This window comes from Kribbella sp. NPDC048928 (assembly GCF_043197975.1).
In the GTDB taxonomy this organism is placed as follows: domain Bacteria; phylum Actinomycetota; class Actinomycetes; order Propionibacteriales; family Kribbellaceae; genus Kribbella.
In genome coordinates this window covers 1-20,801 of the sequence record NZ_JBICUC010000003.1, presented here as the reverse complement: position 1 = coordinate 20,801, position 20,801 = coordinate 1, and the positions used below count along the sequence as shown (strand labels likewise).

The window sequence follows — 20,801 nt, the reverse complement described above, 5'->3', positions numbered from 1 at the left end:
GTGCCTCAGCTTCGGGTTGCTCTCGCTCAGGTCGATGTGACCGTCGGTGACATCGACGGGAACACCGACAAGATCGTCGCGTGGACGCGGAACGCGGTCGAGCAAGGTGCGCACGTGGTCGCGTTCCCGGAGCTCGCGCTGACCGGCTACCCGGTGGAGGACCTGGCGCTGCGGGCGTCGTTCGTGGACGCTTCGCAGGCCCGGATCACGAGCCTCGCGCGGCGGCTGGCCGACGAGGGTCTCGGCGACATCGTCGTCGTCTGCGGCTACCTCGATCGGGCCGGCGGTACGGCGATGGGCATCGACCGGCTCGGCCGGCCGAAGGGCTCCCCGACCAACGCTGCCGCCGTGATCCACCAAGGTCGCGTGGTCACCAGCGCCGTCAAGCACCACCTTCCGAACTACGGCGTCTTCGACGAGTTCCGGCACTTCGTGCCCGGCAGCACGTTGCAGGTCGTCCGGATCCACGGCATCGACGTGGCTCTGGTGATCTGCGAGGACCTCTGGCAGGACGGCGGCCCGGTCGCCGTCACCCGCGAGGCCGGCGCCGGCCTGCTGCTGGTCGTCAACAGTTCGCCGTACGAGGCCAACAAGGACGACGTCCGCGGAGATCTGGTCCGCCGGCGTGCCAGCGAGGCCGGCTGCGCGCTCGCGTACGTGAACCTGGTCGGCGGGCAGGACGAGCTGGTCTTCGACGGCGACTCGCTGATCGCCGATGCCGAGGGCAAGGTCTTCGCCCGCGCGCCGCAGTTCGAGCAGGGCAGCATGATCGTCGACCTCGAACTCCCTGCCGCAGCAGGAACTCCGTCCGGTACGCACGGGGGCATCGAGATCGTGCACACGGTGCTCCACGACGACGCGCTCCCGACGTACGAGCCGATGCCGCCGAGCATCGCGCCGCGGTTGTCCGACGAGGCCGAGATGTACGGCGCGATCGTCACCGGGCTGCGCGACTACGTCCAGAAGAACGGCTTCAAAACGGTTCTGCTCGGGCTGTCCGGCGGTATCGACTCGTCGCTGGTCGCCGCGATCGCCTGCGACGCGGTCGGCGCCGAGCACGTGTTCGGCATCTCGAACCCGAGTGTCTACTCCAGCGACCACTCCAAGGACGACGCCGCCGAGCTCGCCGCGCGGACCGGTCTGAACTACCGCGTCGTACCGATCCAGCCGATGGTGCAGCCGTTCCTGGACACCCTCGGCCTCACCGGGCTGTCCGAGGAGAACCTGCAGGCGCGGGTCCGGGCGGTGATCTGGATGGGCCTGTCGAACTCTGACGGCCACCTGGTGCTTGCCTGCGGCAACAAGTCCGAGCTGTCCGTCGGGTACTCGACGATCTACGGCGACGCGGTCGGCGGGTACGCCCCGCTGAAGGACCTGCCGAAGACGCTCGTCTGGCGGCTCGCCGAGTGGCGCAACGCGGACGCGAAGGCGCGCGGCCAGCAGCCGCCGATCCCGGAGAACTCGATCGCGAAGCCCCCGTCCGCAGAGCTCCGGCCCGGGCAGCAGGACACCGACTCGCTGCCGCCGTACGACCTGCTCGACGACATGCTGGACGACTACGTCGAGCAGGACCGCGGCAGCGCGGAACTGGTCGCGGCCGGATTCGACACCGAACTGGTCACCAAGGTGATCCAGCTCGTCGACAAAGCGGAGTACAAGCGCCGGCAGTACCCACCGGGCCCGAAGCTGACCCACAAGGCCTTCGGCCGGGACCGCCGGTTGCCGATCACCAATGCATGGCGTGAGGACGCACGGAAGGCAGCCGAGCACTGAGCGACTCCTGGCGGTACCGCCCATCCCAAGACCCCGAGTGGGGCTCCGAGGAGCCCTACGACCGCTCCGGCCTGCCCAACCGGGATGTGAGCGATCGCTCACCCACGGGCGGTGGCGCTCACCCTCCGCAACGGTGGGACGATGACGGCATGGTTGACAACTTCCTGTCGGCCGGTACCCAGGGCGACGACGAGGAGCCGCGCCCGCCGTACGGGACCGGACCGAAGAACCGGGCAACCGAGGAGCACCGCCGCTCGGACTACGACAGCGACACCTGGCGGGACCGGGGATCGAACCTCGGCCTCGACCCGTCTCCATCGCTGCCGAACGCACCACGGACCTACGAGCGCGGCCCCGTGCCGCAACAGCCGTACGTCCCGAAGTCCCCGTACCTGCCGAGCGCACCGCCGCCACCAGCCCAGCCGGCCCGGAACGAGTACTACGACGCGCCGCGCGAGGACCCGTACGGCAGCGAGGAACACAACCCGTTCCGCCCGGCACCACAGCAGCCTTCACACGGCGCGCAGGCACCGTCGTCCCCGCAGGCGCCGTCGTCTCCGCAGGCGCCGTCGTCTCCGCAGCATCCGCAGGCGCCGTCGCCCTCGCAGCATCCGCAGGCACACCGGTCTTCGCCTGCGCAGCCTCCTCGGACTCCGCAGTCTCCGCCGAGCCCGCCGTCGCCGCAGTCCGCGCCGCCATCGCAGTCTGCCCCGCCGTCGCAGTCCTCCGCGTCCTCACAGCCGCCGCTGTCTTCGGGGTCTTCACAGACTTCGGCGCCTTCGCCGTCGACCCCGCCTTCGCAGTCTTCGGCGTCTTCGCAGCAGGGGCGGCCGAGTCCGTTCGGTCCTGGCTCGTCGACCGGCAACGGCACACCGCCCCAGCCACCGCGCCAGTCCCCCGGCAACACGCCTCCCCCACGCCCGCCCGCACCCCCCAGCACCAACTGGACCGGCCCGGCCCCACAGCCCACACCTCCGCCAGCCGGCAACGGCCACTACCCCAGCGGCCCAGCCGGCAACAACGGCCTGAGCAACGGCAACGGGCTGAGCAACGGTTCGAGTAACGGGCTGAGCAGCAACGGGCTGGGCCATGGTTCGAGCAACGGGCTGGGGCACGGGTCGAGCAACGGGTTCAGCAGCAACGACCACGGTTCGAGCAACGGTTTGAGCAATGGGCTGAGCGGCGACGGCCACGGTTCGAGCAATGGGTTGAGCAACGGGTTGAGTCATGGCTTCGACGCTCAGCAGCCGCCCAGGCCACCGCAGCGCCTCCAGCCGCCGGACGCCCCACGGGCCCAGGACACCCACGCCCAGGACAACCACGGCCAAGAACCGCCCCGCCGCTACGAACCGGGCCCGGGCCCCGAGCCGATCTGGGGCCACGACCCGGCAACCCGCCCCCACCCTGAGCAGACCCAGCCCCGCGACACCTACCGCCAGTACGAGTCCGACGCGCAGCGCGCACCCCAGCCGGCCAACGACGTACAGCCCGAGACCGACGCGCGGGGTGATGGGGCTGAGGAGACTCAGGCGCAGGAGATTCGCCTTCGGGGTGACGTGCGGGCTCCGCAGCCGGAGCAGCGGGACAACGGGTATTTGATGGATCCGAGTGCGGAGTACGAGAGCGACTCGCCGGTGGAAGAACCACCGAGCGACCAGCCGCGGGCGATCGCACGACCGGTCGGTGCTCGGCGACGCGCCGGTGTTCAGCAAGACGCACCGAGCCAGGTCTCCCAGGACCAGATCCCCTCCCACCGTGCCGCACGCCGCGCGTACGCGTCCCCGCCCAACACCCCCGACGCGACAACACCGGGCGAGCCCCCGAACGCAGACAATCCGTCAGCTCAAACTCCATCCAACCCAGAGGCCGCCAACACCTCACCAAGCCAAACCACTCCGGCAAACAACCAGCCGGCTGGCGTCCCCGCGGGGACCGTCGGCGCACCCGGTGCAACCGCGAATGGCCCTGGGGTGGCCGGAGCGACTGGAGCCGGTGCGAGTGCGACTGGTGCCGGTGCAGCTGGTGTCGGTGCGGCTGGTGCCGGGGAGGTTTCGCCTTATGGGGGTGGGCGGGCGGCGAGTGGGAAGCGGCCGCGCAAGTACCGGGTGCATCATCTGCGCGACTTCAAGAGTCGTGGTGAGAAGTGGGCGATGCTGACGGCGTACGACCAGTACACCGCCGAGATCTTCGACCAGGCCGGGATTCCGGTGCTGCTTGTCGGTGACTCCGCCGCGAACAACGTGTACGGGTACGACACCACCCTGCGCGTCACCGTCGACGAGCTCATCCCGCTCGCCCGCGCGGTGGCGAACGCTGCCGAGCACGCGCTGGTGGTCGCGGACCTTCCGTTCGGGTCGTACCAGGCCTCGCCGGAGCAGGCGTTTCACACGGCCGTACGGTTCATGAAAGAAGCCGGCGTACACGCGGTGAAGGTCGAAGGCGGCCGCACCGTCGTGCCGATGGTCGAGAAGCTGACCCAGTCCGGTATCCCGGTGATGGCGCACATCGGCTTCACGCCGCAGAGCGAGCACAGCATCGGCGGGTACCGCGTGCAGGGCCGTGGCGATCAGGCGGCCGGCCTGATCGACGACGCCGGCGCACTGGCCGCGGCGGGAGCGTTCGCGATCGTGCTCGAGATGGTTCCGGGCGACGTGGCGGCCGAGATCACCAAGCGGGTACCGATCCCGACGATCGGCATCGGCGCGGGCCGCGACACCGACGCACAGGTCCTGGTGTGGCAGGACATGGCAGGTCTGCGGTCCGGCACGATGCCGCGCTTCGTCAAGCAGTACGCCGATCTGCGCGGCATCCTGACCAACGCCGTCACGACGTACGCAGCCGAGGTCGCGAACGGCGCCTTCCCCGGCGACGAGCACACCTTCTAGGACGCGGCGCCCTCGGCGGAGACGTCGAGGGCGAGCGCGGCCGTCCAGCTGAACGAACGCGCCCCGTGCGCCGCCCCCGTGAACGGATCGACGTACTCGGCGAACCCGGTCGCCTCGGCCAGTCCCACCAGGTCCGCGGCCAGCGCCTCGGCGTACCCGAGCTGCCCGAGTTGCGCCAGCCCGCGATGGATCAGCCAGGCCGTGTTGAACCAGCTCGGTCCGCGCCAGTACCGCCCCGGGCCGAAGTCGTCCGCGGTCAGGTCGTAGCTCGGCACGAGCCGCGTCTCACCGAGCCGGAACCGCGGACCGAGCGCCGTTTCCAGCAGTTCATCGGCGACCGGCAGACCGGGAACGGCCAACGGTACGAGACCGGCCACAGTCGCGGCGCCGATGATCTCGCCGGAGACGACGTCCCGGGACCTGAACAGACCATCCACGAAGAGCCGCTCGACGAGCGCCCCGGTCAACTCCTCCGCGTACTGCCGGTGCGGCGCCGGGTCGCGACCGATCCGCGCCGCGATGTCCGCGAGCGCGTGTTCGGAACAGATCAGCAACGCGTTGAAGCACGGATCCTCGACAGCGAACGCATGCGGTGTCGCCCGGTCGTCGTAACCATGATCCCGGTACGTCGCCGCGAGCCCGACGTACCGCCCGTAATCGAGGTCCGTCGGCCGGTCGGTCACCGCGGCATGATCGGTGTCGCGCCGGACGAACGACCCGGCCGGCGCGGGCGTGACCCGTGCGAGCGGCCCGTCCCACGCCGGACTGTTGTCCATGCCCGACTCCCACGGGTGCACGATCGCCACCAGTCCGCCAGGGCCGAGCGTACGGCGGTCGCGTAGGTAGCCGTGCCACGCGGCCAGCCCGGGGTAGACCCGCTCGAGGAATCCGACATCAGCCGGATCCGCTTGGTACGTGAGCCAGGCAGCCAGCGCATGGATGGGCGGCTGCACGATCCCCGACGTCTCGGTGCCGCTGGCAGCGTGGGCCTGCCAGAAGTGCGGGCCCGGGAAGTATGCGTCACGGGGAACGTCCGGCGAGAACGCGATGTGCGGGATCCGGCCGTCCGCCCATTGCGCCTGCAGGAGCGATTCCAGTTCGGTACGGGCCCGGTCGGCCGCCACGTGCCGCAGACCGATCGCGATGAACGCGGAGTCCCAGCTCCACTGGTGCGGGTAGAGCGACCGTGACGGGACCGTCGACCGGCCGGTCCAGTTCTGGTCGAGTACGGCGGCTGCGTCGGCTCTCATCGGATTCCTCGGGCTGGGGTCAGTACTGGCCGAGTGCCAGTCCCTTGGCGAAGTAGCGCTGCGAGACCAGGAACAACAGGGCCGTCGGCAACGATACGAGGATCGCGGCCGCCAGGACCACCGTGTAGCTGGCGCCGCCGCCCTCGGTCGACTGCAGACCGGTCAGCACCGGCATCACCGGACGAGTCGTGCCGCTCTGGGTCAGGATCAGTCCGAGCAGGAGGTCGTTCCACACCCAGGTCGCCTGCAGGATGAACACGACCGCCAGTGCGCTCGACGACATCGGCAGGTAGATCCTGGTGAAGATCCGGACCGTCTTCGCGCCGTCCACGACGGCGGCCTCGAAGACCGACTCCGCGATGCCGGCGAAGAAGTTGCGCATCACGAAGGCGGAGAACGGCAGGCACACGATCGAGTAGATCAGCACCATCCCGCCGAGCGAGTCGTAGAGGCCCAGCCGCGAGTAGCTGTCGAACAACGGGATCACCAGCATCTGCAGCGGGAACACCGAGCCGCAGTAGATGACGAAGAACCAGAGGAACCCGTGCCGCAGCTTCAGCACGATCACCGCGAACCCGACGGTCGCGCCGAGGACGACAGCGATCGCCGGCGAGACCACGCTGTAGATCGCGGTGTTCGCCAACGCGCGCGGGATGTCCGTCCCGGTCGCCACCGAGCTCAGGTTGTCCCAGAGAGCTCCCAGCGACCCCGGCCGCCACAGCGTCGATCCGGAGTAGTTCTGGACCGTCTTCCCGGCGTTCGCGAGCAGGAGGTAGACCGGGACGAGCCACAGCGCGCCCATCAGCGCGAGCACTGTCACGCGGATCGCGATCCCCGTACGCGACGGCGTCATTTGCCACCTCCGAGGCTGCTGCTGCTCAGGCTGAGCTGGCGGCGCAGGTAGATGATCGAGGCGCCGACGGTCACGATGCTGAGGAAGATCGCCACCGCGGACCCGAGTCCGTAGTCGCTGTTCACGAACGTGTCGCGGTACATGGTCAGGGCGAGCGTCTCCGACGACCGGGCCGGCCCACCCTGCGTCATCGCCTGGACGATGTCGAAGGTCTTCAGACCGTTGACAATCGACAATCCGACGACCACGGTCGTCGACGGTCGCAGCAGCGGCCAGGTGATGTTCTTGAACAGCCGGAACCCGGTGGCGCCGTCGATCCGGGCGGCCTCCAGCGGCTCCTTCGGGATTGACTGCAATCCGACTGTGAACAACAGCGCGTTGACGCCGACGCCCTGCCAGGCGGCGGCGATCACCATCACGACCGTGTTCAGCGGCGAGTCCTGCAACCAGCGCAACTCGGTGCCCGGCAGGTTCAGGAACTCCAGGGCCTGGGTGAGCGCTCCGCCCGATCCCAGCATGAAGCTCCAGATCACACCGACCGCCACACCGGACAGCGCGTACGGCACCAGGAACGGCAGCCGCAACCAGCCGCTCCCCCGGAACCCGTACGCCAGTACGGCGACGAGCAGCCCGAGTCCGACCGGCAGCACGAGCGTTCCGACGACCCAGATCGCCGTGTTCTTCAGCGCGCCGAGGAACGCCGTGTCCGAGAACATCTTGGCGAAGTTGTGCAGGCCGACAAGCTCCGGCCTACCCAGACCGTTGTACTTCGTGAAGCTCAGGTAGAACGTGTACAGCACCGGCACGTAGAAGACCAGCAGCACCAGGGCCAGGCTGGGGAGGAGGAAGCCCCGAGCCTGGGTCTGGTACGACGTTGCGCCCGACCGCTTCACCTGGCTATCGCCCGGCCCAGTACTCGTCGGCGGCCGCCTGGATCGCCTTCAGGTACGGCATCGGGTCGCCGCGGTTGGTCAGGAACGCGCTGAACTGCTCCAGCGCGACCGTCCGGATCGGCACCGGCGCCGCCTCGTAGTACCGGTTGTAGTACTCGTACTTGCCGGCGGCAAGCGTCGTCTTGAGCGTCTTCATCTGCGGCGTCGGCGCCTCGGCCTTGGTGTTGAACGGCAGGTTGCCCTGCTGCTTCACCCACGGCTGCTGGCCCTGCGGCGACATCCACCACTGGGAGAACTTCAGGCCGAGGCTCTTCTGCTTCGAACTCGCGCCGACACAGACCGGTGCGGTCTCGAGCGCGATCGGCGTGCTCGCCCCCGGCTTGACCGCCGGGATCACGAACATGTCGACGTCCTTGCCCATCGTCATCCCCGCCAGCGCGGCGTCGGCGGTGAACCAGGTGCCCTCGGGCGCCATCGCGATCTTGCCCTCACGCATCAGGTCGCGGGCGAAGTCGGTCTGGCCGGGGTCGTTGAAGTACCCCTTCTTCTGCAGGTCGAGCCAGTTGTTCATCACCGCGACCACGCGCGGGTCGGTGTACTTCGCCTTGCCCGTGGACAGGTCGTTGTACAGCTGCAGGTCGGTGCCGGCGAGCAACGTCTGGAACCACACGAACGAGAAGTTCTTGGTCTGGTTCCAGAACGGGGTCACGCCGTGCTGCTTGAGGACGGCGGCGACCTGCATCAGCTGGGCCCAGGTGGTCGGCACCTGGATCTTGTACTTGGTGAAGATCGCCTTGTTGTAGAACATCACCCAGTCGTCGACGCTGATCGGCGTGCAGTACTGCTTGCCGTCCACGGTGTACAACTGCCGGACGGAGTCGGTCACGTACCCCTTGTCGACCGCCTCGGTCCACAGGTCCGTCGTCTCCGCGATGACACCCTGCTCCGCGAGCTCGTCGAGCGCGGTGCTGACCTCCCAGGTGAACAGCCCCGGGCTCTCCTTGGTACGGAACGACTGCCGGATGAACGCCCGGTACGGATCGCCCGAGTACTGCGTGCTCTTCAGGCCGATCCCGATGTCTTGCTGCGACACCTTGGAGAACGCAGCGAAGTTCCACGGCTTGTTGTGCGCGAAGGCCAGCTCACCAGTGCCGGCACCCGCATCCTTCGAGCCGCCACCACAGGCGGTGGCGACCAGGGCCGTGGCCAGCACGATCGCTGCCCCAGCCATCACTTTGCGCGCTTTCATCGTTCGATCACTCCTTCACTTCTGGGACACAGGGCGATCACCAGACCGGTCCAGGTCTGCGGGGCGGCGCCGAGGCCGGCGCCGTTCTCGGGGTTCCAGTACTCGGCCCACCCGCTCTGCAGAGCGCCGTCGACCGACTCTGTCACCAGTCGCGTCGCGACGCCGTCGAACTGCCAGCGACGCGCCGCGAGCCAGAACAGGTAGTTCAGCGGTGGCCACGCGGGCCCCCGCCAGTACGTCTGCGGGTCGTACGCCACGTTGCTCCGGGCAACGTTCGCGGGGCCGTACGGCGCCCCGAACCGAACCGGGTCGCCGAGCTGCCGCAGCGCCGCCTCGGCCTTGCCGCGGTCCGCGGTCACCAACGCCGGCATCGCCGCGTCGCTCGTCGGGAACCGCGCGGACGGGCCGCCGCCGACGATCGGCAGGTCGGACCACAGCTGTTCGCGCTCGTCCCACAGGTGGAAGTCGATCGCCTCGCTCAACTGCTCGGCCCGGGCCGTGAGCTCCGCATCGCCGAGCAGGTCGCCCAACTCGGCGAGGTTGAACGCGACGTACGCGTTGAAGGCAGCCGGGCAGACGACGAAGGACGACGACCACTTGGCACTGCCGTCGGCCGCGAACGTGATGTCGTGGACACGCGCCTTGTTCCACGCGGTCCGCGCCGGCCTGCTGTAGTCGTCCGGCGTCCGGCCCGGCGCGCCGAAGTCGTCCCAGCGCGGGCTGTGGTCGTTGCCGCCTTCCCACGGGTGCACGATGTAGATCAGGCCCTCGTCGGTACGCCGGCTGTTCCACAACCAGTCGAGTCCACGCCGGGCCCGGTCGAGGGTCTGCTCCGACGGAGCGAAGCCGAGCGAGTTCAGCACCTTGGCCGCGTGGCCGAACATCGGCGGCTGCGTGATCGACGACGTGTGCTCGAGCGGTCCCAGCCACGAGTCGGCGCGGCGGCCGCCGTACCGCATGTGCGGAACCAGCCCGCTCGCCAGCTGGCCGGCCAGCGTCGCGTCGAGTTCGCGAACGGCGCGGTCGTCGCCAAGGTGTGCCCAGATGATCGCGTGGAAGCAGGAATCCCACAGCCACAGGTGCGGGTACGTCGCCGGGTTCGGGACGCAGTACCCGCGGGCGTCGTCCCAGTGGCTCTCGAGGAGCTGCCGTACCTCGCGCTCGAGCTCGCGTTCGGTCATCGGGCGCTCCTGGTGATCGCGTCGACCAGGCAGTCCGCAAGCACGGAATGACCGCGGTCGTTCGGATGAACGTTGTCGTCGGCAAGCATTGTGGTGGCGTCCCAGCCCTTGACCGGCACCGTCCGGGCGCCGGGCGGGAAGTGCTCCACGGCGGTCCGCAGGATCGCGTTGTATTCGTCGACGATCGCGTCGGACGCCTTGTCGTACGGCGGGTGACCGGAGTAGTCCTCGACGTACGGCTGCTCGATCGCCAGCAGTACGGCCTGCGGCTCGGCCTTGTGCAGCGCGTGGAGGATGATCTCCAGCGCCTCGGCGTACCGGCGCCGTCCGTCCGGATTCGCCCCGTGCAGCCGGGCGTCGTTGAAGCCGGTCATCAGGACGAACACGTCCGCGGGCCGCGGTGGGCGGGCGACCACGAGCCGTGCCGTCTCCGTACTCAGGCTGCCGCTCTCCGCCTGGTTGTCGAGCCGGATCCCCAGCTCGCGCGTGGCCAGCTCGACGAAACCTTCGCTGTGCTGTCGCGCCCCGGTCCCGTACACCCACGAATGCCCGTACGCGCTCAGCACGCCGCACCATCGACCGGGGGAAAGTGCCGGCCAGGACGAAAGGGCGGCGGCTCGAGATAGCTGTTGACGCCCGGGACGATCTCGCCGCGCAGGTGGTACGGCGAGGCCTCTTCCGGCCGGGTGATCCGGGTACTGGTCGGGATGTAGCGGATCGTCAGCGCACGGCGCCAGCGGTCCGACCTGTTCGGCCGGGAGCTGTGCAGGATGTTCGGGTGGTGCACCTCGACATCGCCGGGGCGCATGACGAGATCCACTGCCGCGGTCTCGTCGACCTCGGCGTCGATACGGCTGCGCAGTACGGTGTCAGGGTCGGTCTCGCGCATCTTCTCCAGCTTCGATCGGTGCGATCCGGGCACGACCCGCAGGCATCCGTTGTCGGGATCTGAGTCGGTGAGGGCGAGCCAGAGGGTGACGACGCTCATCGGCTCCAGCGGCCAGAACGCCCCGTCCTGGTGCCACTCGACGCCCTTGCCGGCGCGCGGCGGCTTGCACAGGTAGTGCGTGGCGAACAGCGCGATGTCCGGCCCGACGAACAGTTGTGCCAGGTCGAGCAGGCGGTGGTCGGCGACGAGCCGGATCCAGAACGGATCGTCCCTGGCGAGCCGGTGCCCGAGCTGCTCGGGGGTCAGCTCGGGGTGCCGGGCGAGCAGCCAGTCGACGTGCGCGTTGGCCGCCTCGACAGCGCCCGGATCGAGCACGCCCGGCACCACGACATAGCCGTCGTCGGCGTACCGGCGGGTCGTCGTTGGCATCGCGGTCTCCTTCTGGCAACACTTCCTGCAATCAACGCTATATGCTCGAATGTGACGCTTCTTCCTGCTGAGGGACTCAAAATTGCTCTCAAGTGATGTTGCTGTGACCGTGCTGCGGCTTCAGGACTACGTCGCGCCGGGCGACACCTACTACATCGGCCGCCGGACGGAGGCGGTCCGGTTCGTCGGCCGGCTGCACACGCACGACGACTTCGCCGAGCTGTCCTGGATCGAGCACGGCGAACTGGTGCATGTCGTGGACGGCACCAGCCGGCTGCTCGAGGCGGGCGACCTGGTGTTCATCCGGCCCGACGACGTGCACCTGTTCCGGAAGGTCCCGGGCCGGAAGTTCGCGCAGGTCGCCGTCTCGTTCCCGAGCGAAACGCTGCGGGCACTGGAAGCGAGGTACTTCGCCGACACGGACTGGGCCTGGTCGGACGGCGGGCTCCCGATCACGCACCGGCTCGACAGCGTGCAACTACAACGCCTCACCGAGCTGACATCCGTACTGCTCGCCGGCCCGGCCGGGCGGTTGCAGCTCGAGCGTTTCCTGCTCGAGATCCTCTGCGACGTCGTCGACCGGCCGTCCGGCACCAGCCTGCCCGCGTGGCTGAACGACGCGATCACCACGATCGCCGACGACCCGACCGCCCTCACCGTCGGCGTGACCGCACTGGCCGACGCGGCCGGACGCAGCCGCGAACACATCAACCGAGTCATTCAGGCCGGCACCGGACAGACAGCGACGGCGCTGATCAACCAACTCCGGCTGAACCGGGCCGCGGCGCTGCTACGGATGACGGACCGCCCGATCGCCGCAGTCGCCGCAGACTGCGGCTTCCCGTCACTCAGCCACTTCTACCGGCTCTTCAACGAACGCTTCAAGGCGACGCCTCGCCACTACCGCATGGTCTCCACCGTCTCCGGCCAACGACCGGTCACGCGCTAGCTCCAGGACGCTAGATCCAGGACGCTAGATCCAGGGCAGGGCGGAGCGTTCCGTCCAGTACTCCTCGGGTTGCTGGTTGAACTCCGCGAGCGGCCCGTCGGTCTTGTACGCGAGGTTGCTGGCGAGTTGTGCGGCCGTGGTGGCTCCGCTGAGGACCACGTCCGCCCACGGTTGCGCCGCCGCGGCACCGATCGCGAGTGCGTCGGGAGCGACACCGTGCTGTTGCGCGAACTCGTTGAACGGCGTCTCGCCGGCGCGGGCCGTCAGGCGTCCGTTGGCGACCGCTTCCTTGACGACGACGAACCACCCGGCATCGTGCGCCTCGGCGAGCGCGGGACCGGCTGACGTCTCCAGTACGTTCCACGTCGCCTGGACTGCGGAGAACGGCGTACCGGACGTCAACGCCTTGCCCAGTGTCTCTGCCTGTCGCGGTCCGCTCGTGGAGAGGCCGACGCGGACACCGGTGGCGGCCAGCTCGCGCAGCCGGTCGAGCAAGCGCTTGTCCTCGAGAGCGGGGCTGTCGGAGGTGAGACTGTGCACGAGGTAGAAGTCCGGCGGCCCGCCGAGTGCGCGCAACGTCTCGGGCCACTGCCGTTCGAAGGTCGCGAGGCTGTGGTCCTTCACCTCGTGCGTCGCGGCGTCGTCGCGCCAGTCCGCGACATACGTATAGCCCCACTTCGATCCGACGGTCAGCTGACTGCGGCGTTCGGGGGTCAGCCACTCGCCGAGGAACTCCTCGGCAAGTCCGTACGAACGCGCGGCGTCGAAGTACCGAACACCCGCCTGCCAGGCCTGCTCGAGCAGCTCATGCGTACGCGCCCGCAGGTCGTCCACCGCACGCCGCGGCGGCAGGTCCTGGTCGTGCCCGAGGTTGATGTACCCAGGACGCCCCAGCGCCGCCAGTCCGAGACCGATCGTTGCCATACCAAGATCGTAGGTGCCCGCGACAACCAGTGTGAGACGCGCCGCAGTACCCGACGTACGACGGGCTGTGTCCTTTAGCGTTTTGTGGTGTGAGCGAATCTCAGCCGGCAAAGATCCGGCGCCGTACAACGGCCCGCGTGCTGCCGGTGCGCCCGGACGGCAAGGTCCTGCTGCTGCACGGCTGGGACCCGCTGAAGCCGCAGACGACGTACTGGTTCACCATCGGCGGCGGCGTCGAAGCAGGCGAGAGCGTCGCCGACGCGGCGCGCCGCGAGCTGCTCGAAGAGGTCGGCATCGAGCTGCCGGCCGCGGACCTCGGTGCACCGTTCGCGACGAACACGATCGAGTTCGACTACAGCGGCAGCCGGATCATCCAGCACCAGACCTTCTTCGCGATCGCGGTCGACCGGGTCGACGTGACGTTCGTGAACCAGGAGGAGCTCGAGCAGCAGACGATCAGCGAGCACGGCTGGTGGTACAGCGACGACCTGGAGGCGACCGGTCTGGCCGCGCATGTCACCATCCCAGGTCTGCTCCGTCAGGCGGCGGACGCGATCACGCTGCGCCGCGCATCCTGAGTCAGCGCGCCCGTGCTTGTTTCAGCACCTTCTTCGGGACCTTCTTGTCGACCTTGTAGTGCACACGATCGAGCCGCTCGGCGCAGCCTGCCTTGGACAGGCGCATCAGGACGACCGGGCACTTCTTGCACCTCGGCTTGTCCTTGCAGCACTTCTTCTTCGCGGTCATCGACGGCACCCGGCGAGCGTAGGTGAGGCATACCTAACCAGTCCAGACGTTGCGCGCCGATCGTGGCGGACATCACGCCAGCTGTCCGCTCAGTACCGCGCGGGCCTCGACCAGGGACGGGCCGTACCAGGTGAGATGCCGGCCGGAGACGCACTTCGCCGGTTTTGTGAACGCCTCCGGTCCGTCGTCCGGAGAAAACGCATAAGGCTCGTCCGGCAGCACCACGATGTCGTACTCCGGTAAGGCGTCCAACTCGATCCGCGGATAACGTTCACCGGATTCGCTCAGTACGTTGTCGACGCCCATCCTCGACAACAGATCGCCGGCGAACGTGTCGCGGCCCAGCGCCATCCACGGCCGGCGCCAGATCGGCACCACCGCACGCCGGCGCATTCCGTCGTACGGCGCACTCCACACGGCACGTGCTTCGTGCAGCCACGGCGGCTCGGTGCCGATGATCGCGGACAGCATGCGACCGAGTGAGTCCAGTGATTCTCCGACCGTTGTCGGTGCAGTCACCCAGACCGCGATTCCGGCGTCGCGCAACGCGTCGAGATCGACTGCGCGATTCTCCTCCGCGTTCGCGACGACGACGTCCGGTGCGAGTTCCCGGATGCGTTCGAGATCAGGATTCTTGGTACCGCGAACGCGCACCACGTCGAGGTCCGCGGGCTGCGTACACCAGTCGGTCGCACCAACGATTTTGTCTGCGTCCGTGGCCGCGATCGACTCCGTCAACGACGGCACGATGCTCACCACGCGACGTACCTCGCGCGGTAGTTCGACGACGTTGCGCAGGTCGTCGTACATGCTCTTCATCTGCTCCTTCACACCTCACCGTCGCAGGACGTTGCCGATGACAACACTCGCCGATCGGGGCACTTCCGGGCTGTTTGTGCCGCGTGTCGCCAAGAAATTCTTGAGCGTCTCCGGCATGCTCGACGCGCGGCGTAATCCCTTCCATACAAGGATTTTGAGCATTTACCTGCCGGCACGCCGCCAGTTCTCCTTAACCTGCGGACGTTTCCGGTGCTTTACGTAGCGCACAAGTGTTGTCATCATCATGACGACGAGGAATCCACCGTGGTTTTCCTCAGCCGCACCAAGGAGGCAGAGTGCCAGCCAAGAAGGCAGCCGCAGGGAAGGCGACAGCCAAAAAGGCTTCTCCCGCCAAGAAGACTGTCGCGAAGAAGGCCAGCGCCGCGAAGACGACAACCGCGCGCAAGGTCAGCGCAGCAAAGAAGACAGCGACGAAGAAGGTGAGTGCGGCCAAGAAGACCGCCGCCCGGAAGACGGTGGCGAAGAAGGCCCCGGCCAAGAAGGCGCCTGCAAAGAAGGCAACGGCGAAGAAGACTGTGGCCCGCAAGACCGTGGCCAAGAAGACCACCGCCAAGAAGACGGTCGCGAAGAAGGCCCCGGCCAAGAAGGTCACGGCCCGCAAGACCGTCGCGAAGAAGGCGCCGGCGAAGCGCACGACCGCCGCCGCCAAGAAGACGACGGCGAAGAAGACGGTCGCCAAGAAGGCACCGGCCCGCAAGACCGCCGCCAAGAAGACCGCGGCGAAGAAGACCGTGGCCAAGAAGGCGCCGGCCCGCAAGGTCGCCGCCAAGAAGGCCCCGGCGAAGAAGACCGTCGCCAAGAAGGCGCCCGCGAAGCGCGTCGCCGCGAAGAAGGCGCCGGCCCGGACCGCCGCGAAGAAGACCGCGGTGAAGCGCACCGCGGCGAAGAAGGCCCCGGCCCGCAAGGCTCCGGCCCGCAAGACCGCCGCGAAGCGGGTCTCCCGCTGACGTCAGCAACAACCGAGGGGCACCACCGCATGCGGTGGTGCCCCTCGGTACGTCCGGACCAGCCTCAGTCGTCGTTCCAGTTCGGGTCGTTGTCGAAGCTCTCGTTGCGTTCCTGGACCTTCTCCAGCGCCCGCGCCGCTTCCTCCGGCGAGCTGTACGGCCCGAGCCGGTCGCCCGACTTCGCACCCTGGTACGGCTCGACCTTGCCGGTCTTGGTGTTGTAGTACCACTCGTTGCTGTGATCGTCGCTCATCTGGATGACCACCTCCCGGGAGTCTTGTCGTACGTCTCTAGAATGATCTCACCATGTCGATCCTTACTGCTGGCGTCATTTCGCCGCGCCGCGACGTACCCGCCTCCATCCCGCGCCCGGAGTACGTCGACAAGCCGGCCCCGACGCCGTACGACGGTTCGTACGTGACGTCACCGGAGCTCATCGAGAAGATGCGCGTCGCGAGCAAGCTGGCCGCGCAGGCGCTGCAGGCGGTCGGCGCCGCAGCCAAGCCAGGTGTCACGACCGACGAGCTGGACGCGGTCGGCCACGACTACCTGGTCGAGCGTGGCGCGTACCCGTCGACGCTCGGCTACCGCAACTACCCGAAGTCGTTGTGCACCTCGGTCAACGAGGTGATCTGCCACGGCATCCCCGACGACCGCCCGTTGGAGAACGGCGACATCGTCAACGTCGACATCACCGCGTTCCTGGACGGCGTGCACGGCGACACCAACGCGACGTTCCTGGTCGGCGACGTCGACGAGGAGACCCGGCTGCTCGTCGAGCGTACGCACGAGGCGCTGATCCGCGGCATCAAGGCGGTCAAGCCCGGCCGTCGCGTGAGCATCATCGGCCGCGTCATCGAGTCGTACGCGAAGCGCTTCGGGTACGGCGTCGTGCGCGACTTCACCGGCCACGGCATCTCGACGTCGTTCCACTCCGGCCTGATCATCCCGCACTACGACGACGAGCGCTTCGACGACCTGATCGAGCCCGGGATGACGTTCACCATCGAGCCGATGCTGACCCTGGGCTCGTACGAGTACGACCTCTGGGACGACGGCTGGACCGCGACCACCAAGGACAGGTCCCGGACGGCACAGTTCGAGCACACCCTTCTCGTCACCGACACCGGCGCCGAGATCCTCACCCTGCCGTGAATGTCACGCAGTACTCGCAGGGTCATCTGTCCGGCATCCTCGCGATCTGCGAGGCGGAGGACTGGCCGAGCCTGCCCGCCGACCCGGTGCGTGCGCACGCGGTGTTCACCGCTCCGGGTGTGACGACGGTCGTCGCGCTGGACGGTGAGCAGGTGATCGGCTTCGCGTACCTGCAGAGCGACGGCTACATCCAGGCGCACCTTTCACAGATGGCTGTGCATCGGGCGTACCGGCGTAAAGGGATCGGGCGGGCGCTGCTCGAGTTCGCGGCGCCGCTGACCGGGGCGCTGCGCGTCGATCTGGTGACGGACACGGCGGAGGACTTCTACTCGTCGTTCGAGCATCGAACGTTCAGCGGTTTCCGGATCTACCCTTCCTGAAATCCGGAAGCCCGGTAGAGCGTCAGCGCGGGAGTGTTGTTGTCCTCGACGCGCAGTGCGACGGTCGCGGCCGAGCAGGAGGCGAGCAGGAGCTTCGCGATCCCTCGGCGGCGGTGCGAGCGCGCGGTGAAGAGCTCGATGACGAACGGGCAGTCGGGCGTATCAGGCCACGGCGCGCGCTCGACGACGAGGAGCGCGCCGGCCAGTTCGTCGCCGTCCCACGCGAGGCGGCTCAGGTCGGGCGTGAGCACCCCGTACCCGCCCTCGAAGCTGAGGTTGATGTCCTCGAGGGCCTCCTCTTCGCTCGCCGCCGCGACACCCGGGTCGTACGCCTCGAAGTACAACCGGGCGAGCGCCGGAGCGTCCTCGACCACCGGAGGACGCAGTACGACGCCCGGGACCTGCGGCGCCGGTACTGCGGCTGCGGGGCGAATCAGGATCATCTGTTGGAGGCCGAGGTGATGAACGCGCCGAGGTCGGCGGCCTGCTGGATGCGGGACTCCTCGTGGACGTACATCATGTGGCCGGCCGGGTAGTACTTCGTCTCGATGTTGCCGGTGAGTTCCGCGGGGATCTGCAGGCGCGCGAGCGTGTGCTCGGTGGCGAAGTACGGCGTGGCACCGTCGTAGTGCCCGGATGCGACGTACACCTTCAGATGCGGGTTCACGCGCATCGCCTCGGCGAGCTTCTCCGCGACCGTGATCTGCTGGCCCTCGAACTCCTTGAACGACCAGTTCTTCGCGGCGTCCATGTTGATGATCTCGTACGGCACATCGTTCTCGTAGCCGAGCTCGACGCGCACATAGTGGTTCAGCGCGGCCGAGTACGGGCCGGTGATCGCGTTCATCGACGGGTCACGTTCGGGGGTCTCCGAGCCGTAGTCCGGGTTCCAGCCGGTGAAGCGGCCGTCGATGCGTCCGACCGTCCGGCGTTGCGCTCGGAGCAGTTCGCCGAAGAACCTCATGTGCTCGATCCGCAGGTTCACCCGGTCGATGTAGTCCTCGCTGAGTCCGGTCAGCTCGGCCAGCCGGGTGACAACCTCGGCCCGGTAGTCCGCCGGAATCCTGTTGCCCTGGGCAAGCGCATTCGGGTAGCGGCCGGCCGCGAAGCGCTCCGCGTCGGCAAGCAGTTCGTCGAGCGCACGGTCCGGGACGAGACCGTGGTAGTGCGCGATCGCTGCGTACGTCGGGAGGAACAGTGTGTACGGCAGGTCGTTGCCCGGCGTGAAGTCCAGCGTGCCGAACTCCAGTACGACCGAGATCAGCATGACTCCGTTCAGGTACATCCCGTACCGCTGCTGCAGATGCGCGGCCAGTCCCGCTGCACGCGTCGTACCGTATGACTCGCCGGCCAGGAACTTCGGCGACATCCAGCGGCCGTTCCGTGACGTCCACAGCCGGATCACCTCACCGACCGACTCCAGGTCTCGCGTGAACCCGTGGTAGTCCCCCGGCTTCTCCCCTTCTGCTGCCCGCGAGAACCCCGTCGACACCGGGTCGATGAACACCACGTCGCTGTGCTTGAGCAGCGTCTCCGCATTGTCGACAATCTCGTACGGCGGCGGCGCCAGCTCACCGACATCGCCGGACACCACGCGCCGCGGCCCGAGCAGACCGAGATGCAGCCACAGGCTCGACGACCCCGGCCCACCGTTGAACGCGAACGTCACCGGCCGCTGCTGCGCGCCGCCGTCGGGGTCGTCCAGCGTGTACGCCGTCAGGAACACCTCGGCCTTCGGCTTCAGCCCGTCGAACTTGCCGTCGGTGTACACCTCCTCGCGGAGCACGATCCGCCCGGTGGTCGCGGTGTACCGCAACTCCTGCCCATCGACGGTCAGCGTGTGCTGCGTCGTCACCAGGTCGTCGACCGGCTGCGCGGGCTTCGTCTCGTTGGCGTCGGTGCTGTCTTTGGCGTCGGTGGTGCTGCGCTCCTCGGTGGCCATGTCGAGCACCCTAATCCACGACCGTACGGGCTAGCGTTGGACTTATGGCGACGATTCTGCACATCGCGTTCGTGGAACAGTGGGAGGCGGCGGTCGAGGCCGGGTGCTACCGGTGGTCGACGCGCGGGAAGAGCCTCGACGACGGCGTGACCTTCATCCACGCCTCCCGCCCCGAACAGGTCGCGATGGTGGCCAACTTCGCGTACGACGACGTGACCGAGCCGCTGTGCCTCCTGGTCATCGACACCACCCGCCTGGTGTCCGCGCTGTGCGACGAGGATCTCGAAGGCACCGGGATCACGTTTCCGCACATCTACGGACCGCTGAACCTCGACGCGGTGGTCGACGTACGGCCGTATCTGCGGGCTCCCGACGGCCTGTGGCCGGAGGTGACCGCGGAGGCCGTATCCTGAGAGCACGGAACGGGTCGGTCGGGCGATCGCGTCGTCCTGGTTCAGCTCCGCTGGACCGGGCCGCCGAGGAAAGTCCGGACTCCACAGGGCAGCGTGGTGGGTAACGCCCACCCGGGGTAACCCGCGGGACAGTGCCACAGAGAACAGACCGCCAGCGGCTCCGATGAACCCCGTGGTTCAGAGGAGTGCGGGTGAGGGTGAAACGGTGGTGTAAGAGACCACCAGCTCCACAGGTGACTGCGGAGGCTAGGTAAACCCCACGTGGAGCAAGGCCAAGAAGGGCGGTGGGAAACCACCACCCGCGCGAGCGTTCGAGGGCGGCCCGCCCGAGCTCGCGGGTAGGCCGCTGGAGGTGCCCGGCAACGGTCACCGTAGATGGATGATCGCACTAGACAGAATCCGGCTTAAAGACCGACCCGTTCCCCTCCCCCACCCAGCCCAGCCGAGCCCCGCCCGAGCCAATCTGCACAACTCGCGCCCGGGAACTCCAACTGCTGCTGCACGAGCCGTACCTGGTCGTCGGACTCGACCACTTCTACGACATGTTCCCGTCGAACTGGGCCGGACATGCCCGCGGCCCGGGCCCCGGCTTCCGGCATGCGCGCCGCCGTACTCGCCCTCCTCGACAACGACAACAACCTGATCCTTGACGAGATGCCCGTCGACGAGACGATCATGCCCGCCTGGCGCAAAGCACTCGCCCCGTACGACGTCCGCTGGATAGCACTGGACGCACCTCTGGAAGTCATCGAACAACGCGAGTCCACCCGCCACCACGGCCGCCACCTAGGAAACGCCCGAGGCCACCACGGCTACGGCCTGGAAGGCCCCTTCGACCTAACCCTCAACACCGCCACCCAAACCCCCACCCAACGAGCCACCACCATCGCCGCTCTCTAACCGCGCTGCCGTCCCCACACAACACCACCGCCGCTTCCGCAAACCCACAGCACAAGCCCACCGGCCCAGTCCACCGCGTTCCTCCGCACGCCCCGCCGCTTTGCCGCGGGACTGTAAGAAGTTCGGTGTAACTCCCCGATCGTGGGAGTAGATCTGATGACCGAGATGATGTCTGACGTGGAGCACGCTGAGGAGTCGGAGC

At 68.1% G+C, this 20,801-nt stretch carries 22 protein-coding genes and 1 other RNA gene; 10 read left to right on the top strand and 13 right to left on the bottom strand.

The genetic code is table 11. From position 1 onward, the window contains the following. Complete coding sequence (locus tag ACGFI6_RS13555) at nt 1-1,773, top strand: NAD+ synthase (RefSeq protein ID WP_393118177.1); 1,773 nt, start codon at nt 1-3, stop codon at nt 1,771-1,773. A 149-nt stretch (nt 1,774-1,922) separates the two neighbouring features. Continuing rightward, on the top strand, nt 1,923-4,658 hold the full coding sequence (gene panB, locus ACGFI6_RS13550) for a 3-methyl-2-oxobutanoate hydroxymethyltransferase (protein WP_393118175.1): 2,736 nt from the start codon (nt 1,923-1,925) through the stop codon (nt 4,656-4,658). Here panB and ACGFI6_RS13545 read toward each other — a convergent pair. From ACGFI6_RS13545 to ACGFI6_RS13515, 7 genes are read right to left on the bottom strand one after another with little or no spacing between them, the layout of a single operon-like run. Further along, nucleotides 4,655-5,908, bottom strand: a complete 1,254-nt coding sequence (locus ACGFI6_RS13545; protein WP_393118173.1) for a hypothetical protein — start codon at nt 5,906-5,908, stop codon at nt 4,655-4,657. The two genes, panB and ACGFI6_RS13545, sit on opposite strands and share 4 nt — an antisense overlap. 19 nt (nt 5,909-5,927) lie before the next feature. Next, nucleotides 5,928-6,761 (bottom strand): carbohydrate ABC transporter permease, encoded by an 834-nt coding sequence (locus ACGFI6_RS13540; RefSeq protein WP_393118171.1) that lies wholly within the window; start codon nt 6,759-6,761, stop codon nt 5,928-5,930. Beyond that, nucleotides 6,758-7,654, bottom strand: a complete 897-nt coding sequence (locus ACGFI6_RS13535; RefSeq protein WP_393118169.1) for a carbohydrate ABC transporter permease — start codon at nt 7,652-7,654, stop codon at nt 6,758-6,760. Before ACGFI6_RS13535 ends, ACGFI6_RS13540 begins: the two co-directional genes overlap by 4 nt. Nucleotides 7,655-7,658: 4 nt before the next feature. After that, nucleotides 7,659-8,903, bottom strand: a complete 1,245-nt coding sequence (locus tag ACGFI6_RS13530; protein ID WP_393118167.1) for an ABC transporter substrate-binding protein — start codon at nt 8,901-8,903, stop codon at nt 7,659-7,661. Further along, nucleotides 8,900-10,084, bottom strand: coding sequence for a trehalase family glycosidase (locus tag ACGFI6_RS13525; protein WP_393118165.1), 1,185 nt, complete (start codon nt 10,082-10,084; stop codon nt 8,900-8,902). The genes ACGFI6_RS13530 and ACGFI6_RS13525 overlap by 4 nt, the downstream gene beginning before the upstream one ends. After that, nucleotides 10,081-10,650 (bottom strand): SGNH/GDSL hydrolase family protein, encoded by a 570-nt coding sequence (locus ACGFI6_RS13520; RefSeq protein ID WP_393118163.1) that lies wholly within the window; start codon nt 10,648-10,650, stop codon nt 10,081-10,083. Before ACGFI6_RS13520 ends, ACGFI6_RS13525 begins: the two co-directional genes overlap by 4 nt. Further along, a complete protein-coding gene (locus tag ACGFI6_RS13515; RefSeq protein WP_393118161.1) occupies nt 10,644-11,402 on the bottom strand; it encodes a phytanoyl-CoA dioxygenase family protein in 759 nt (252 codons plus the stop codon). The genes ACGFI6_RS13520 and ACGFI6_RS13515 overlap by 7 nt, the downstream gene beginning before the upstream one ends. A 103-nt stretch (nt 11,403-11,505) precedes the next feature. Between ACGFI6_RS13515 and ACGFI6_RS13510 the strand changes: the two genes are divergently transcribed. Next, on the top strand, nt 11,506-12,351 hold the full coding sequence (locus tag ACGFI6_RS13510; protein ID WP_393118159.1) for an AraC family transcriptional regulator: 846 nt from the start codon (nt 11,506-11,508) through the stop codon (nt 12,349-12,351). 24 nt (nt 12,352-12,375) lie between these two features. Here ACGFI6_RS13510 and ACGFI6_RS13505 read toward each other — a convergent pair whose 3' ends face one another. Next, nucleotides 12,376-13,275 carry an aldo/keto reductase gene (locus ACGFI6_RS13505; protein WP_393118157.1) on the bottom strand — a complete coding sequence of 300 codons (900 nt, stop codon included), beginning with the start codon at nt 13,273-13,275 and terminating at the stop codon, nt 12,376-12,378. 89 nt (nt 13,276-13,364) lie between these two features. Here ACGFI6_RS13505 and ACGFI6_RS13500 point away from each other — a divergent pair, with 89 nt between their 5' ends. After that, nucleotides 13,365-13,853 carry an NUDIX hydrolase gene (locus ACGFI6_RS13500; protein ID WP_393118155.1) on the top strand — a complete coding sequence of 163 codons (489 nt, stop codon included), beginning with the start codon at nt 13,365-13,367 and terminating at the stop codon, nt 13,851-13,853. A gap of 1 nt (nt 13,854) precedes the next feature. Here ACGFI6_RS13500 and ACGFI6_RS13495 read toward each other — a convergent pair whose 3' ends face one another. After that, complete coding sequence (locus ACGFI6_RS13495; protein ID WP_393119763.1) at nt 13,855-14,031, bottom strand: hypothetical protein; 177 nt, start codon at nt 14,029-14,031, stop codon at nt 13,855-13,857. Nucleotides 14,032-14,094: 63 nt separating this feature from the next. Continuing rightward, nucleotides 14,095-14,853, bottom strand: a complete 759-nt coding sequence (locus ACGFI6_RS13490; protein ID WP_393118153.1) for a helical backbone metal receptor — start codon at nt 14,851-14,853, stop codon at nt 14,095-14,097. A 284-nt stretch (nt 14,854-15,137) separates the two neighbouring features. On the opposite strand from ACGFI6_RS13490, the gene ACGFI6_RS13485 reads away from it, so the two are divergent. Then, nucleotides 15,138-15,809, top strand: a complete 672-nt coding sequence (locus ACGFI6_RS13485; RefSeq protein WP_393118152.1) for a histone H1-like repetitive region-containing protein — start codon at nt 15,138-15,140, stop codon at nt 15,807-15,809. Nucleotides 15,810-15,873: 64 nt separating this feature from the next. Here ACGFI6_RS13485 and ACGFI6_RS13480 read toward each other — a convergent pair whose 3' ends face one another. After that, nucleotides 15,874-16,062, bottom strand: coding sequence for a hypothetical protein (locus ACGFI6_RS13480; protein ID WP_393118150.1), 189 nt, complete (start codon nt 16,060-16,062; stop codon nt 15,874-15,876). Nucleotides 16,063-16,115: 53 nt separating this feature from the next. Here ACGFI6_RS13480 and map point away from each other — a divergent pair, with 53 nt between their 5' ends. Together map and ACGFI6_RS13470 are read left to right on the top strand one after the other, a co-directional pair. Continuing rightward, nucleotides 16,116-16,964 carry a type I methionyl aminopeptidase gene (gene map, locus ACGFI6_RS13475; protein WP_393118148.1) on the top strand — a complete coding sequence of 283 codons (849 nt, stop codon included), beginning with the start codon at nt 16,116-16,118 and terminating at the stop codon, nt 16,962-16,964. Further along, nucleotides 16,961-17,344 carry a GNAT family N-acetyltransferase gene (locus ACGFI6_RS13470; RefSeq protein ID WP_393118146.1) on the top strand — a complete coding sequence of 128 codons (384 nt, stop codon included), beginning with the start codon at nt 16,961-16,963 and terminating at the stop codon, nt 17,342-17,344. Before map ends, ACGFI6_RS13470 begins: the two co-directional genes overlap by 4 nt. On the opposite strand, the gene ACGFI6_RS13465 is transcribed toward ACGFI6_RS13470, so the two are convergent. Together ACGFI6_RS13465 and ACGFI6_RS13460 are read right to left on the bottom strand one after the other, a co-directional pair. Beyond that, nucleotides 17,332-17,787 (bottom strand): GNAT family N-acetyltransferase, encoded by a 456-nt coding sequence (locus ACGFI6_RS13465; protein ID WP_393118144.1) that lies wholly within the window; start codon nt 17,785-17,787, stop codon nt 17,332-17,334. The two genes, ACGFI6_RS13470 and ACGFI6_RS13465, sit on opposite strands and share 13 nt — an antisense overlap. Continuing rightward, nucleotides 17,784-19,286, bottom strand: coding sequence for a S10 family peptidase (locus ACGFI6_RS13460; RefSeq protein WP_393118142.1), 1,503 nt, complete (start codon nt 19,284-19,286; stop codon nt 17,784-17,786). Before ACGFI6_RS13460 ends, ACGFI6_RS13465 begins: the two co-directional genes overlap by 4 nt. A 44-nt stretch (nt 19,287-19,330) precedes the next feature. Here ACGFI6_RS13460 and ACGFI6_RS13455 point away from each other — a divergent pair, with 44 nt between their 5' ends. The 3 genes from ACGFI6_RS13455 to ACGFI6_RS13445 all read left to right on the top strand — a co-directional run bounded on the left by ACGFI6_RS13455 (nt 19,331) and on the right by ACGFI6_RS13445 (nt 20,599). Then, the gene (locus ACGFI6_RS13455) at nt 19,331-19,699 is read left to right on the top strand and encodes a DUF952 domain-containing protein (RefSeq protein ID WP_393118140.1); all 369 of its coding nucleotides are present in this window, start codon (nt 19,331-19,333) and stop codon (nt 19,697-19,699) included. 10 nt (nt 19,700-19,709) lie between these two features. Beyond that, nucleotides 19,710-20,122, top strand: an RNA gene (rnpB, locus tag ACGFI6_RS13450) — RNase P RNA component class A. Nucleotides 20,123-20,266: 144 nt separating this feature from the next. Then, a complete protein-coding gene (locus ACGFI6_RS13445; protein ID WP_393118138.1) occupies nt 20,267-20,599 on the top strand; it encodes a hypothetical protein in 333 nt (110 codons plus the stop codon). The last annotated feature ends 202 nt before the right edge of the window (nt 20,600-20,801 follow it).